This is a genomic window from Agrobacterium sp. OT33 (assembly GCF_017313365.1).
GTDB classification, from domain to species: Bacteria; Pseudomonadota; Alphaproteobacteria; order Rhizobiales; family Rhizobiaceae; genus Agrobacterium; species Agrobacterium rhizogenes_A.
In genome coordinates this window covers 126148-140390 of the sequence record NZ_JAFLMZ010000001.1, presented here as the reverse complement: position 1 = coordinate 140390, position 14243 = coordinate 126148, and the positions used below count along the sequence as shown (strand labels likewise).

The window sequence follows — 14243 nt, the reverse complement described above, 5'->3', positions numbered from 1 at the left end:
GTTAGGGAGCGTAACAAAGGGTGCGTTGTCCCGGCTATTTGCAAAACTTTCACAAATAGAGGCCTTCGCGCATGTGCCGCATGAGGTCGGTCACCTTCTCGTCCGGCTTTTCAAGCAGGATGATGCGCAATTCTATGACAAGATCGCCCTGTCCGCCCGTGCCGTCGGCAAGGCCTTTGCCGGCAAGCCGCAGCACGCGATCCGAACCCGACCAGGCCGGAATGGTGAGATTTTCTTCGCCAAGCGGCGTGCGGACTTTCGTTTCGCAGCCGAGAACCGCATCGCTGAGCGAGAGCGGGAGCGTGGTGTGAATATCGAAGCCACGAAGGGAAAAGGTGTCGTCGCGGGCCGAAAGCAGGGTCACGGCCAGATCACCACGGGCCATGTTGGGGAGCTTCAGCCCCTGTCCCTTCAGCCGCACCACATGGCCGTCCGTCATGCCGGCTTCAAGCTGGAAACGCACTTCACGTTCGTCGGCAAGCGCCACCGTGATCCATCTGCGCTCCAGAAAATCGGCGACCGTGACGGTGGCTTCCGCCGTGATGTCGGGTGCCTTTTCGGGAACCGGCTGTGGTGTGCGGAACCGGCGCACGAGTGCGCTGAAAAGATTGGCGGCAAGCGAGGAGGGGACGGATTTGTCGTCACCCGCGCCGGGCTGAAGCGTCTCGCCGCTTGCCGGCGCGTCGCCTTTCGCTGCGCTGGCCGCGGCCTTCGCCGCTTCCGCCGCCTGCTGCACCTTGGGATCGTTCTGCGCCTCGGCGCCGAAAATCCGCTCGACCACATCCTCCGCCGTTTCCGCCTTCGCGTCGGCCCTCTGGCCGTTTTGCGCCCGGTTGCGGGCATCCGCGCGGGCCAGTTCCTCCATCAGCTTTTCAGCGGCCTTGGCGCGTTCGGCAGCCTCGCGCGCCGCTTCCCGCTGTTGCATGATGGTTTCGCCGCGTTGCTTCTTCTCGGCCGCCTTGCGGGCCTGATCGTAAAGATCGCGCTTCTTGGGGTCTTTCAGGAGATCATAGGCCTGCCCGATCTCGGCGAATCGCGCCGACGCATCGGGGTCGTCGCGATTGGCGTCCGGATGGACGGTTTTCGCCTTCGTGCGCCAGGCGGCCTTGATTTCCTCATGGCGGGCGTCACGTTTCACGCCGAGGATCGAATATGGATCGCGCATGCGAAACACCAGTTACGTTGGCTCAGGCGCCTGCCGCCTTTCATGGCGCAATCCTGAAACTAACCCCTCCGAAAAGGGATGCCCGCGATCATTCGCCTGCACGCCCTCGGTTTAATCAACGTCGACTGTTGCAATAAGTTGCTAATCACTCCTTTACGCAGGAAGCGCGCCGCGCAGCACCCGGCTTTATTCCATGCGCCAAGGTAAATAGATTATTTCTGTTCGAAGCGGGTGAGCAGCCATTCGCCGGTTTCCGACAGGCAGGCCTGGCCGGCATAAGCCGCGACGCCCTCGAAGGAGTGGCGTGTCGTCCTGAAATCGCGGCAGACGAAGCCGCTGGACTTGTCTTCGTGAATGGCGGTGACAACGCCGGCACTGCCGGTGGCGGCATTGGCCCAGGGCAGCGGCTGATCGGCAAGCTTGGCAAGATCGGCCGATGTCACCGCGTTGCGGATGGTCGCATCGTCGGTCTGTGCGGCATTGTTGGGCTGGTTGGGAACGGAAGCCGTGGAAAGCGAGCGGTCGACCTTGTCGCCGCCGAACAGATCGAGGCTGACACATCCGCTCAGCACCACAAGCATTGACACGACGGCGGAAACTTCCGCTATCGACGAAAGGAGGCTCTTTGTTCGACTGTTCGACTTTGCTATGACGGTCACCATCTTTCACCAGAGATCATCTCTGGGGTCCAAATCAGCTCGGGAGCATTTTAGTCAATATGTCGGAAACGGAGTTAACATCCAGTGACTTCACGGAAGAAAATGAACCTTTCACCCTTTTTGCCGAATGGCTGAAGGATGCGACGGCTTCCGAAATCAACGATCCGAACGCGGTAGCGCTCGCAACCGTCGATGAAAACGGCCTGCCGAATGTGCGCATGGTGCTGTTGAAGGACGTCGACGATCGCGGTTTCGTCTTCTACACCAATTTCGAAAGCCAGAAGGGCCGGGAGATTCTTGGCCAGAAAAAAGCGGCCATGTGTTTCCACTGGAAGAGTCTCCGCCGGCAGGTGCGCCTGCGCGGCGAGGTGGAAATCGTCACGGATGCGGAGGCGGATGCCTATTACGCCTCCCGCCCGCGCGGCAGCCGCATAGGCGCCTGGGCCTCCAAACAGTCGCGACCGCTGGAAGGCCGTTTCGCGCTGGAAAAGGCGGTGGCCGAATATACCGCCAAATATGCCATTGGCGATATTCCGCGCCCGCCCTACTGGTCCGGTTTCCGCATTCGCCCGGTCAGCATCGAATTCTGGCACGACCGCAAGTTCCGCCTGCACGACCGCGTCGAATTCCGCCGCGAGACGCCGGATGCGGCATGGTCCAAGGTTCGTATGTATCCTTGACGGCGGGGAGGGCAGGCCGGTGCGGCCTGCCTATTTCAACAGCGAATCGAACAGCGGCAGGCCGATGACGGCGGAAATGGCGATCAGGCCGTAACAGATGCGCCTGAACGCCGCCTCGTCGGCAAGGCCATGCAGGCGCGCGCCGGCATAGAGGCCCGCCGCGTAAAACGGCAGGGCCAGCAGGAAAAAAACGAAGACATCGGCGGTGAAAAGACCACCGAAAAAATAGCTTGCCGTCGAAATCACGGTCGAAACCGCGAAATAAAGAATGACATTGGCGCGCACGAAGGCGCCTTTGAGCGCCCCGCCAAGCCAATAGGCAACCACGGGCGGCCCGCCCAGTTGTGCCGCACCCGAAAACAGCCCGGCCAGAAACCCGGTAAACAGGGTCAGAGGCGTCTTCGGCCGCCCGCTATACCGCCAGCCGGACAGCAGAAACAACAGAAGCACAACGACCACGGTGGAAATGATCCAGCGCAGGGTCAACGGATCGCCATGGGAAAGCAGCAGGGTTCCAAGCGGCACGCCGACAAGTGCGCCTGCCGCCATGGTGAAAACCTCGCGCCGGTCCGCCATGCGAAACGCTGGCGGTATCATGCCAAGCGTCAACACGCCGTCCACCACCAGCAGAACCGCTGATGCAATGCGCGGCCCGACGATCGCGCTTGCCAGCGGAATGAAGATGAGTGCTGCGCCGAAGCCGGAAAAGCCGCGGGCAAGGCCGGCGAGAAACGCCGCACCCGCAAACATGGCCAGCAGCGACGGGCTATGGGCGGTGATGAGGGACGAGAAAAAATCGAGATAAGGCATGGGTGACGGCACTGTTTCGAATGACTGTTCCTATCGCGACGGCGGGCATCTGTCGCGGAGATTTCCGTTCAAGGCCGCGAAACATCCTTTCGGATCGACGCGGCCGGAGAATCGTGGTTAGAGTTGTAACGCACGAACAAAGGATGAACAAATGTTTGCTGACATGATGCGTCGGTTTGAAGAGGCCTCGCAAAAATATGCTGCTGAAAACGGAATATTCCGCGACCCGGACTGGTACATGCTGAAGCTTCAGGAAGAGATTGGCGAGGTCACGCAGGCCTGGAACCGGCTGACGGGGCGGGGGCGCATCAAGGGCAGGAGCAAAGAGGAGATGAAGCGGGATCTGGCCGACGAAACCGCCGATCTCCTCGGCCATGTGCTATTGCTGGCCCATTATAACGGTCTCGATATTGAAGGAGCGATCGAGCGAAAATGGCGTTTCCGGCCGGGAGGCTGACTGCTGCGTGAGATCACTGCGATTACGACAGCGCGACGATCAAAAACAGGATTGTAAGAATGGCAGCCGCTGGCGTCATCACCAGCCGTTCTGGACGGCTGCGGGACATGGCGTTCAGCGGTATGCCAAGCGCCAGATATCCCGTCATGATCCAGATGCCGGCGCCAATCCATGATTCAGGCCAAAAGGAGAAAAGAGCTGCCTTTTGCAGCAAAATCGATGTGATGAGTGCATATATCGTGATGGCGAACAAGCTGGATATCCGCAGGACGACCGGCAACACCCTGTGTTGACCGCCCCACGCGAAATGCCCGAGGGGCACGCCGGCCAGGAGCGCCAACTGAAACCCGGTGAGTGCGAGTAATATGACCGTTGCGAGGATGGCGGCTGAGGCGAGCATGGTTGGGTTTTTGTCTCCAGCGCTGCTTGCTCTATAAAACACATACATGAAAATCTTGTATCAAGAAAAACAAGGGCCAATTTCATCTAAGGATGAAGTAGTGCGGGGAAATGCCGATGTTCGATTTTAACCGTCTGGAGCAGCGTGCAAAAGAATTATTTGGTTCCGGCAACATCGCAGACGCCATAAAAATATATTTGTTTATGGCCGATGGAGATCCTTCTCTGGATGCTGGTTATCTGGGTGAAAAGCTCGGCGAGTGCTACGAAAAGCTTGGGGATTTGCACGCCGCCAAATATTGGTACGGACGGGCGGTGGAGGAAAATCCGGAAGTAAGGCTGCTGTCGACGGAGAGTCGTAAACGGCTTCAGCGGGTCGGCATAGACGATATCGTGTAGCGGCGTGATTGAAGCGTTTTACTGGATTCTCCCTGTTTCCTCAGCTTACACGACCCGCAGCAACAGACTGGCCACCGCATGGAGATCGCCCATGACGGCAACGCACTTTTCCCGCATTTCCTCGGTCGGCGGCGCCACATCCGGCACCATGATCGTCATCATGCCGGCCGAAGAGGCTGAGCGGACGCCGGAATAGGAATCCTCCAGCGCAAGGCAGCGGCCCGGCTCGAGGCCGAGGCGCTTTGCGGCGGTGAGATAGGGCATGGGTGCGGGTTTCGGTTCGGTATAATCGCCGCGCGCCACGATGGTGTCGAAGCGCCTGAGAAGATCGTAAGGGCCGAGATGGCGTGTGACCGATGTGTGCTGGGAAGATGTTGCGATGGCGCGGCGGATATCCAGCCGGTCGAGAAGATCGAGGATTTCGGCGACGCCAGGTTTCAGCGCCACACCCTCCGCCATCATCACACCAAGATGCCGCAGCCACGCGTCGCGAAAAGCATCCATGGGAAAATCCGCGCCGTAATCGGCAAAGATGGTGCCGGTGATGACATCCCAGGGACTGCCACAGACTTTCTGGTAGGTTTCGACCTGCATTCCATGGCCGCCTTCCTCCGAAGCCGCCAGAAATGAATCGCGATAAAGCACCTCGCTTTCAATCAGCAATCCGTCCATGTCGAAAACAACCGCATGCGGGCGAAAGGGCAGCATGGGCTTAACCGAACCGGAAGGGGCGTTCGCCCAGGCTCTCGAACGGGCGGATGAGATAACCGTCCGGATCGGCGACGATGAATTGCCGATTGCCGACCTCGACCGTGCCGCGCCTGTACCACTTCTCTTCCGGCGCCAGGACGAGGTCGATCGAAGACCGCTCCAGCCGCGTGAGAATGGGTTGCAGGGAAGGAACGGCGAGCTGCAGGTTCATGCCGCGACCCAGCGGAAATTCCAGCCTGGCATTATCAGCCACGAAGGTCCGGGTCGCACCGATCTGGTCGATCATCACCTGCGCCTCATCGAGCGCGAGATAGGCGAAGCCCTCCTCGGGACGCTCATAAACCACATGAAAACCGATCAGGTCGCAATAAAAGGCGCGGCTTTTCAGCCAGTCGGTGACGGCAAGTTCCGGGACGAGGGCATTGCGTATGATGGTCATGGTCTCCTTGTGCCGCGCAGGCCCGACGGGGGAGGAGGGCCTGCCGTGAGGGTGATCTTATCGTCTTCTCGGTGAGGTGCCAGAGGAAACCTCATCATGGCAGCCATGTGGAAGGTTATGGGCTGGGATTGCTGCGGCAGGCTCAACATTTCGCGTGACCGCAACTCTCTCTGCCGTCATGCCGGACCAGATCCGGCATCCAGCCAGCCCAAGTCCTTGGGCGGACAACACGCTTCTCGCCGCGCAGACGCGCGTCGGCTGGATACCGGCTCAGGGCCGGTATGACGGAATTTGGGACAGACCGCAGTGATCCAACTCCGAATTCCTTACGCCTTCGTACCGCCGACGGTGATCTGGTCCATGCGCAGATGCGGCTGGCCAACGCCGACCGGCACCCATTGCCCGGCCTTGCCGCAATTGCCGATGCCCGTATCCAGTTTGGAATCATTGCCGATCATCGAGACGCGCTTCATCGCATCAGGCCCGTTGCCGATCAGCATGGCGCCCTTCAACGGCGCGCCGATCCTGCCGTTTTCGATGAGGTAAGCCTCGGTGCAGCCGAATACGAATTTGCCTGAGGTGATATCCACCTGTCCGCCACCGAAGGACACGGCATAGATGCCCTTTTTGACCGAGGCGATGATCTCTTCCGGTGTCTTGTCGCCGGAGAGCATGTAGGTATTGGTCATGCGCGGCATCGGCACATGGGCATAACCCTGCCGGCGGCCGTTGCCGGTGGCCTTCGCGCCCATCAGCCGGGCATTCTGGCGGTCCTGCATATAACCTACCAGCCTGCCATTCTCGATCAGTACATTATAAGCGGATGGCGTTCCTTCGTCGTCGATGGTGAGCGAACCGCGACGGCTGTCGATGGTGCCGTCATCCACGACGGTCACGCCGGGGGCGGCCACCATCTCGCCCATCAGGCCGGCAAAGGCCGAGGTCTTCTTGCGGTTGAAATCGCCTTCCAGACCGTGACCGACCGCTTCATGCAGCATCACGCCCGGCCAGCCGGAGCTCAGCACCACATCCATGGTGCCGGCCGGTGCATCGATGGCGGTCAGGTTGACGAGCGCCTGGCGCAGCGCCTCATCCGCGCCGCGCTGCCAGCTTTCCGTGGTAATGAAATCGCCGAAGCCGACGCGGCCGCCAATGCCGTAAGAGCCGCTTTCCTGCCGGTCGCCTTCGCCGGCGACGACGGAAATATTGATGCGGGTCATCGGGCGGATATCGCTGACGCGATGCCCATCGGCGCGCAGAATATCCACCACCTGCCAGCTTGCGGAAATCGTCGCCGTCACCTGCCGGACGTTCGGGTCCTTATCACGCAGATAGGCATCGATATCGGTGAGCAGCTTCACCTTTTCCTCAAAGCTCGGGCTGCCGATCGGGTTTTCGTCGCCATAGAGCTTCTTGTTGGTACGCTGGGGTGCGGCGGCATAGGAACCGGAATATCCGCGCGTGACGGCGCCCACCGCATCCGAAGCGCGCTTCAGCGCACCTTCGGAAAGCTCACCGGCATGGGCGTAACCCACCGTCTCGCCGGCAACGGCGCGCAGGCCAAAACCCTGATCGGTGTTGAAGGAGCCGCCCTTGAGCCGGCCATTGTCGAAGGTCAGTGATTCGGCCTGGGCATGTTCGATGAAGAGTTCGCCATCGTCGGCGCCGGCAAGCGCCTCTGCGACGAGCTTGCGCAATTGCGTTTCATCGCAATCGAAGAGTTTTACAAGATCGTCGGTCATGGGAGGCTCCAGTCATTATCGTTCAATGACCGATTTAGGCACTGGAGCGGGCAGACGCAAGGCTGCCCGTTACCGGCGAGGCCTTAAGGAAGCGCGTCGTAGCCTTCGGCAAAGCCGGTCAGCTCGATCGGAATGCCGACGCGGTCCTGATCGACGGATTCACGCAGCGCAAAAACGGCGGCCTTGCCAGCGCGCAGAACCTTCAGCAGCTCGTCGTCAATATCCACTTCCACATAGCAGCCTTCTGAGAAGCAGCGGGTGAAATAGGCGCGGCCGATATTATTATTGTCGATATAGAGCTCCATGCCATCCTTCAGCAGCACGCCAAGCGGCGCGAGGATACGCAGGATGCGCGACTTGCGGTCGGCGGTCTTCAGCACCACCACCGAAAGCCCCACTTCCGGGCGGTCGTCGGCAATCACGTTCTGCATCAGGGCGCATTGCTCTTCGGATGCGCCGGCCGGCTTGTCGCAGATGACAGACCATGCGCCATGCGTCGACTTCGGCGTGCCGGGCGGCTGCTGTTGCGCCAGCGCCGCTGCGGCGGGGGCGATGATGGCAAGACCGGCGGCGGCAAGAAAAGTGCGCGCGAGCGGGGAAAGACGCATGGATACCTCTGGGATTCGAATCAGTGCGGCTATTTTGACGCCATAATCCGGAAAAAAAAGCCTCGGGCCTTCAATTCCAGCGGAGTTGGGCGGAAATAGGACCTTTCCGCTTTGTTCATGTGCGTAATTTCTCCGCCCGCCACCCCACCTCCGGCCTGGGCTGGCAGGCTGCAAAACCCTCTGAAAGAAGGGCTTGTGCCGCATTCTGACTGTTTGAAAGCGGTCGCGGCCTATCCATCGGGGTGCGGAGTGCGGGAAAGTCGACCGCCAATTGACCAATGGCAAAATTGGCTGACATCCGTGTCCCGACGCATATTGCGGCAGAGGACAAACTGTGGTTTGAAGTTAGTACCATAAGCATGGATTCTGCGTCTGTGATTGATCTAGATCAGACGCGTGAGGGAGAGGGTACCGTGAGGAATAGGATTTACGCAGCACTGGCGGGGATGACCTGTCTGCTCACGGCTGTCGGCGCCCACGCCGATCAGCCGGTGCATTGGCAAATGGGCATGCAGGAGGCCGCCACGCCGATCATGCACGAAATACGCTGGTTCGAACAATATACATTGTGGTTCATTGTTCCGGTTACGCTTTTCGTTCTTGCGCTGCTCATCATCGTTGCCCTGAAGTTCCGCGCCGCGAAAAACCCGGTGGCTTCCAAGACCAGCCACAACACCACGATCGAGGTGGTGTGGACGCTCGCGCCTGTTCTCATTCTCCTGTTCCTCGCTTTCCCCTCGTTCAATCTTCTGAACGCGCAGCTGACGCAGCCGGAAAACCCGGACCTGACGCTGAAGGCAACCGCCACGCAATGGCTGTGGAGCTATGAATATGCCGCGGCCGAGGGCGCCGAGCCGCTCTCCTTCGACAGTTACATGCTGAAGGATCAGGATCGCGCTGCCGCGGGCAAGGAGGACAAGGCCCGCTATCCGCGTCTTCTCGCGGTCGACAATGAAATGGTCGTTCCTGTCGGCAAGACCGTGCGCCTTCTGGTGACGGCGGCGCCGACCGACGTCATCCACGCCTTCGCCATGCCGGCTTTCGGCGTCAAGATCGACGCCGTTCCGGGCCGCCTCAACGAAACCTGGTTCAAGCCGGAGAAGGAAGGCCTTTATTACGGCCAATGTTCCGAGCTTTGCGGCAAGGACCACGCCTTCATGCCCATCGCCATTCGGGTGGTTTCCGAACAGCAGTATAACGCCTGGCACGCCGCCGCCGCTTCCGATCTGAACGGCGCGAACCGGGCACTGATGGCCTCCGTCGACGGCGCTCCGCGCACGGTTGACGTTGCCGCCAACGAAACCAACTGACGACTTGGAGTGAGGACAATGGCTGGACCTTCCGCACACGACGATCATCACTCGCATGGTCATTCCGCTCATGACGATCATTCGCATGACGCGCATCATTCCCATAAGCCGGGCTTTTTCGCCCGCTGGTTCCTGTCGACGAACCACAAGGACATCGGCACGCTCTATCTGATCTTCGCGATCATCGCCGGTATTGTCGGCGGCGGGCTTTCCGTCGTCATGCGCATGGAGCTGCAGGAGCCGGGCATCCAGATCTTCCACGGTCTGGCCTCCATGGTTTACGGCTTCGAGGGCGATGCCGCCATCGACGGCGGCAAGCACATGTTCAACGTGTTCACCACGGCGCACGCGCTCATCATGATCTTCTTCATGGTCATGCCGGCCATGATCGGCGGTTTTGCCAACTGGATGATCCCGATCATGATCGGCGCTCCTGACATGGCTTTCCCGCGCCTCAACAATATTTCCTTCTGGCTGATCGTTCCGGCCTTCATCCTGCTGCTCCTGTCGCTCTTCGTCGAAGGCCCGGCGGGTGCTTATGGTGTAGGCGGCGGCTGGACCATGTATCCGCCGCTATCGACGAGCGGTATGCCCGGACCGGCGGTGGATCTTGCGATCTTCTCGCTGCACGTCGCCGGCGCATCCTCGATCCTCGGCGCGATCAACTTCATCACCACCATTCTCAACATGCGCGCCCCGGGCATGACGCTGCACAAGATGCCGCTGTTTGCCTGGTCGGTTCTGGTCACCGCGTTCCTGCTCCTGCTGTCGCTGCCGGTTCTGGCGGGTGGCATCACCATGCTTCTGACCGACCGCAACTTCGGCACGGCGTTCTTCTCGCCGGAAGGCGGCGGTGATCCGATCCTCTACCAGCACCTGTTCTGGTTCTTCGGCCATCCGGAAGTGTACATCCTGATCCTGCCCGGCTTCGGCATCATCAGCCACATCGTGTCCACCTTCTCCAAGAAGCCGGTCTTCGGTTATCTCGGCATGGCCTATGCCATGGTCGCCATCGGCGCGGTCGGCTTCATCGTCTGGGCGCACCACATGTATACGGTCGGCCTGTCGCTCGAAGCGCAGCGCTACTTCGTCTTCGCCACCATGGTCATCGCGGTGCCGACGGGTATCAAGATCTTCTCGTGGATCGCGACCATGTGGGGCGGTTCGCTGACCTTCTCGACCCCGATGGTCTGGGCGATCGGCTTCATCTTCCTGTTCACGGTCGGTGGCGTCACCGGCGTGCAGCTCGCCAATGCCGGTCTCGACCGTTCGCTGCACGACACCTATTACGTCGTGGCTCACTTCCACTACGTCCTGTCGCTCGGCGCCGTCTTCGCGATCTTCGCCGGCTGGTATTACTGGTTCCCGAAGATCACCGGCTACATGTACAGCGAGTTCATCGGCAAGCTGCATTTCTGGGTCATGTTCGTCGGCGTGAACCTGATCTTCTTCCCGCAGCACTTCCTCGGTCTCGCCGGCATGCCGCGCCGCTACATCGATTATCCCGATGCCTATGCCGGCTGGAACATGGTATCGTCCTACGGTTCCTATATCTCGGCCGTTGCCGTGGGCATCTTCCTCTTCGGCGTCTGGGAAGCCTTCGCCAAGAAGCGGATCGCCGGCAACAATCCCTGGGGTGAAGGTGCGACGACACTCGAATGGCAGCTGTCTTCGCCGCCGCCTTACCACCAGTGGGAACAGCTTCCGCGCATTCGCTGATGCGCGGGCCGGAAGGCGCAGGCAAGGCTTGTGCATTCCGGTTGCTGAAAAGCGGGACGGCATGGTTTCGTCCATGCCGTTTCCGAAGGTGGGTAGGTCCGTTGCTGCGTGACATTTTGTCCAAGCGAAGCGCGTCGTCCGACATGATACATGCGCGGATGTGATAAATGCCAAGTTTGGCCTTTATGAATAAGCAGGCGCAGACGAATGGCGGAATGGGCGTGGCGAAACGCCGGCGAAAGGCATCGGTTCGACCCGATGTCGACCGTGTCGTGACATTCGGACCCATGAACTGACGCGCCGCGCATGCCGGAAACCATCTTCGTTTTTCGGGCCGGTGCAAGAGATGCCGCGGCAAGCGTCATCTGAAAGAAAACAGGACAGGAAATGACCGTTATCGACAATCGCGACATGCTTGGCGCAGAAGGCTCCGAACTTTCGGAAGCCGGCGCACGCGATTATTTCGAATTGCTGAAACCGCGCGTCATGTCGCTCGTCGTCTTCACGGCCTTTGCGGGTCTCGTGCTGGCGCCCGGCGAAATCAACCCGGTTCTCGGCATCATCGCGATCCTCTGCATCGCCGTCGGCGCCGGCGCCTCCGGTGCGCTCAACATGTGGTACGATGCCGATATCGACGCCGTGATGAGCCGCACCGCCAGGCGGCCGATCCCCTCGGGCCGCATCGCGCCGCGTGAGGCCCTGGCCTTCGGGCTGACGCTGTCGGCCTTTTCGGTGGTCATCCTCGGCCTTGCGGTCAACTGGTTCGCCGCCGGTCTGCTCGCCTTCACCATCTTCTTTTACGCCGTCGTTTATACGATGTGGCTGAAGCGCTCGACGCCGCAGAATATCGTCATCGGTGGTGCTGCCGGCGCTTTCCCGCCCATGCTCGGCTGGGCCTGCGTCACCGGCGGCGTTTCGCTTGACAGCGTCATCCTGTTCCTCATCATCTTTTTGTGGACGCCTGCGCATTTCTGGGCGCTGGCGCTGTTCAAGATGCGCGATTACGGCTCCGTCGGCATTCCGATGATGCCGAACGTTGCGGGTGAGCGCTCCACCAAGAACCAGATGATCGTTTACGCCGTGCTGACGGCGGCCGCTGCCGTCGCGCCTTATTTCACGGGTCTGGCAAGCGCCGGTTACGGCATTTTCGCCGCGGTGCTGAGCGCGATCTTCGTTTATTGTTCGCTCGATGTCCGGCGCATGCCCGAGGGTGACGAGAAGATGCTGCCCGCCAAGAAGATGTTCGCCTATTCGGTGCTTTACCTCTTCGCCATCTTTTCCGGCCTTCTGGCCGATCATTTCGCTCCGGCCCTGAAGGCCGTGATTTCGGGAGTTCTGTGATGGAAACGGTGGAACTGAGCGCGGCGCAGAAAAAATCGAGACGCGGACGTAACATCGCGCTCGGCGTCCTGCTCGCCGGTCTGGTGGTGCTGTTCTACATCATCACCATCATCAAGATCGGCTCGCATTAAGGGCTGATCGAGGGGAGAGGAGGAGGACATGGCGAATATGGAAACGCAGACGGCAGGAACCGGCAGGCAACGGGTGAGCAATCGCTCCATCCTGGTGCTCTGTCTCGTATTTTTCTGCGCCATGATCGGCATGGCCTATGCCGCCGTCCCGCTCTACACGCTGTTTTGCCGCGTCACCGGCTATAACGGCACGACCCAGCGCGTCGAGCAATATTCCGACGTCATCCTCGACAAGACCATTAACGTCACCTTCGACGCCAACACGTCGAACGGCCTCAACTGGGATTTCCAGCCGGTCGACAGGATGGTCAAGCCGAAGATCGGCGAGACGGTGCAGGTCACCTTCAAGGCGACCAACCGCTCGCCCGTGGCGACCACGGGAACGGCGGTCTTCAACGTCACGCCGATGGAGGCGGGCGCCTATTTCAACAAGGTGGAGTGTTTCTGCTTTACCGAAACGACGCTGCAGCCGGGCGAAACACTGGAAATGCCGGTGGTTTTCTTTGTCGATCCCGACATTGCCACGGCGCGCGAAACCAAGAGCATTCATACTTTGACGCTGTCCTATACGTTTTATCCGGCCAAAACCGAAAAACCGGTTGCGTCCTTGCCGGTAAAGACTGAATCTGGCGAAAGCAAATTGTGAGAGGAGATCTGGCCTTTTTGGGACCGGATCAGGGAAGAGATACCAGGGGATTGTCGCAATGGCAGACACGCATCAGAAGAACCACGACTACCACATCATAGACCCAAGCCCCTGGCCGCTTCTGGCCTCGATCGGCGCTTTCATCCTGACCTTCGGCGGCGTCTGTTACATGCGTTACCTGTCGGGCGGCTCGTTCAAGCTGTTCGGCGCGGAACTCGCCAATCCCTGGCTTTTCTATATCGGCCTCGTCATCGTGCTTTACACCATGTATGCGTGGTGGGCGGATACGATCAAGGAAGCCAATGAGGGCAGCCATACCCGCGTCGTGTCGCTGCATCTGCGTTACGGCATGATCATGTTCATCGCTTCGGAAGTGATGTTCTTCGTGGCGTGGTTCTGGGCCTATTTCGATGCCAGCCTCTTCCCGCATGAGGCCATTCAGGCGTCCCGCCTTGAATATACCGGCGGTCAATGGCCGCCCAAGGGTATCGAGGTCATCGATCCCTGGCACCTGCCGCTCTACAACACCGTTATCCTGCTGCTGTCCGGCACCTGCGTCACCTGGGCGCACCATGCGCTGCTGCATAATGACCGCAAGGGCCTGATCAGCGGCCTCGCGCTCACCGTGGCGCTCGGTGTTCTGTTCTCCACCGTGCAGGTTTACGAATACATTCACGCCCCGTTCGATTTCAAGAACTCGATCTATGGCGCGACCTTCTTCATGGCCACCGGTTTCCACGGTTTCCACGTCTTCGTCGGAACGGTCTTCCTGCTGGTCTGCCTGTTCCGCGCCATTGCCGGCGGTTTCACACCCAAGCAGCACTTCGGTTTCGAGGCTGCCGCCTGGTACTGGCACTTCGTGGACGTCGTCTGGCTGTTCCTGTTCTTCGCCATCTACATCTGGGGTGGCTGGGGCGCGCCGGTGCACGGGTAACCGACGCCGGATAGAGCCTTGCCCTGAGCAAGGCATTGCCTATGGAGCGAATGGGACCCACTTGTTTCTTCTCCCCGCCGGGGAGAAGTCCGC

General features: G+C 60.1%; 17 protein-coding genes. 9 read left to right on the top strand and 8 right to left on the bottom strand.

Going from position 1 to position 14243, the window contains the following annotated elements:
• Positions 1 to 49 precede the first annotated feature (49 nt).
• Both JZX88_RS00730 and JZX88_RS00725 read right to left on the bottom strand, forming a co-directional pair.
• Positions 50 to 1165: a DnaJ C-terminal domain-containing protein gene (locus JZX88_RS00730; protein ID WP_206912250.1), complete on the bottom strand. Its 1116-nt coding sequence runs from the start codon at positions 1163 to 1165 to the stop codon at positions 50 to 52.
• A gap of 212 nt (positions 1166 to 1377) precedes the next feature.
• Positions 1378 to 1827, bottom strand: a complete 450-nt coding sequence (locus JZX88_RS00725; protein WP_065115038.1) for an RT0821/Lpp0805 family surface protein — start codon at positions 1825 to 1827, stop codon at positions 1378 to 1380.
• Positions 1828 to 1883: 56 nt separating this feature from the next.
• On the opposite strand from JZX88_RS00725, the gene pdxH reads away from it, so the two are divergent.
• Complete coding sequence (pdxH, locus tag JZX88_RS00720; RefSeq protein ID WP_206912249.1) at positions 1884 to 2504, top strand: pyridoxamine 5'-phosphate oxidase; 621 nt, start codon at positions 1884 to 1886, stop codon at positions 2502 to 2504.
• Positions 2505 to 2534: 30 nt separating this feature from the next.
• Here pdxH and JZX88_RS00715 read toward each other — a convergent pair whose 3' ends face one another.
• Positions 2535 to 3314, bottom strand: a complete 780-nt coding sequence (locus JZX88_RS00715; RefSeq protein ID WP_206912248.1) for a sulfite exporter TauE/SafE family protein — start codon at positions 3312 to 3314, stop codon at positions 2535 to 2537.
• A gap of 151 nt (positions 3315 to 3465) precedes the next feature.
• Between JZX88_RS00715 and JZX88_RS00710 the strand changes: the two genes are divergently transcribed.
• Positions 3466 to 3771 carry a MazG nucleotide pyrophosphohydrolase domain-containing protein gene (locus JZX88_RS00710; protein WP_142855409.1) on the top strand — a complete coding sequence of 102 codons (306 nt, stop codon included), beginning with the start codon at positions 3466 to 3468 and terminating at the stop codon, positions 3769 to 3771.
• Between the two features lie 22 nt (positions 3772 to 3793).
• Here JZX88_RS00710 and JZX88_RS00705 read toward each other — a convergent pair whose 3' ends face one another.
• A complete protein-coding gene (locus tag JZX88_RS00705; RefSeq protein WP_246753414.1) occupies positions 3794 to 4219 on the bottom strand; it encodes a hypothetical protein in 426 nt (141 codons plus the stop codon).
• A 68-nt stretch (positions 4220 to 4287) separates the two neighbouring features.
• Between JZX88_RS00705 and JZX88_RS00700 the strand changes: the two genes are divergently transcribed.
• Positions 4288 to 4569 (top strand): tol-pal system YbgF family protein, encoded by a 282-nt coding sequence (locus JZX88_RS00700; protein ID WP_246753413.1) that lies wholly within the window; start codon positions 4288 to 4290, stop codon positions 4567 to 4569.
• A gap of 45 nt (positions 4570 to 4614) precedes the next feature.
• Here JZX88_RS00700 and JZX88_RS00695 read toward each other — a convergent pair whose 3' ends face one another.
• The 4 genes from JZX88_RS00695 to JZX88_RS00680 form a co-directional block, all read right to left on the bottom strand.
• On the bottom strand, positions 4615 to 5277 hold the full coding sequence (locus tag JZX88_RS00695) for an HAD family phosphatase (RefSeq protein ID WP_206912245.1): 663 nt from the start codon (positions 5275 to 5277) through the stop codon (positions 4615 to 4617).
• 4 nt (positions 5278 to 5281) lie between these two features.
• Positions 5282 to 5719, bottom strand: a complete 438-nt coding sequence (locus tag JZX88_RS00690; protein WP_206912244.1) for a VOC family protein — start codon at positions 5717 to 5719, stop codon at positions 5282 to 5284.
• A 326-nt stretch (positions 5720 to 6045) separates the two neighbouring features.
• Positions 6046 to 7461, bottom strand: coding sequence for a metalloprotease TldD (tldD, locus tag JZX88_RS00685; protein WP_206912243.1), 1416 nt, complete (start codon positions 7459 to 7461; stop codon positions 6046 to 6048).
• 83 nt (positions 7462 to 7544) lie between these two features.
• Positions 7545 to 8069, bottom strand: coding sequence for an invasion associated locus B family protein (locus JZX88_RS00680; RefSeq protein ID WP_003494243.1), 525 nt, complete (start codon positions 8067 to 8069; stop codon positions 7545 to 7547).
• 446 nt (positions 8070 to 8515) lie between these two features.
• Between JZX88_RS00680 and coxB the strand changes: the two genes are divergently transcribed.
• The 6 genes from coxB to JZX88_RS00655 all read left to right on the top strand — a co-directional run bounded on the left by coxB (position 8516) and on the right by JZX88_RS00655 (position 14150).
• Complete coding sequence (gene coxB, locus JZX88_RS00675) at positions 8516 to 9379, top strand: cytochrome c oxidase subunit II (RefSeq protein WP_210347371.1); 864 nt, start codon at positions 8516 to 8518, stop codon at positions 9377 to 9379.
• A gap of 18 nt (positions 9380 to 9397) precedes the next feature.
• Complete coding sequence (ctaD, locus tag JZX88_RS00670) at positions 9398 to 11098, top strand: cytochrome c oxidase subunit I (protein WP_065115047.1); 1701 nt, start codon at positions 9398 to 9400, stop codon at positions 11096 to 11098.
• 387 nt (positions 11099 to 11485) lie between these two features.
• On the top strand, positions 11486 to 12439 hold the full coding sequence (locus JZX88_RS00665; protein WP_065115048.1) for a heme o synthase: 954 nt from the start codon (positions 11486 to 11488) through the stop codon (positions 12437 to 12439).
• Entirely contained in the window at positions 12439 to 12570 is a 132-nt protein-coding gene (locus JZX88_RS26280; RefSeq protein WP_003521105.1) for a hypothetical protein, read from the top strand. The genes JZX88_RS00665 and JZX88_RS26280 overlap by 1 nt, the downstream gene beginning before the upstream one ends.
• 28 nt (positions 12571 to 12598) lie before the next feature.
• A complete protein-coding gene (locus JZX88_RS00660) occupies positions 12599 to 13216 on the top strand; it encodes a cytochrome c oxidase assembly protein (protein ID WP_065115049.1) in 618 nt (205 codons plus the stop codon).
• 58 nt (positions 13217 to 13274) lie between these two features.
• Positions 13275 to 14150: a cytochrome c oxidase subunit 3 gene (locus JZX88_RS00655; RefSeq protein WP_046798508.1), complete on the top strand. Its 876-nt coding sequence runs from the start codon at positions 13275 to 13277 to the stop codon at positions 14148 to 14150.
• The last annotated feature ends 93 nt before the right edge of the window (positions 14151 to 14243 follow it).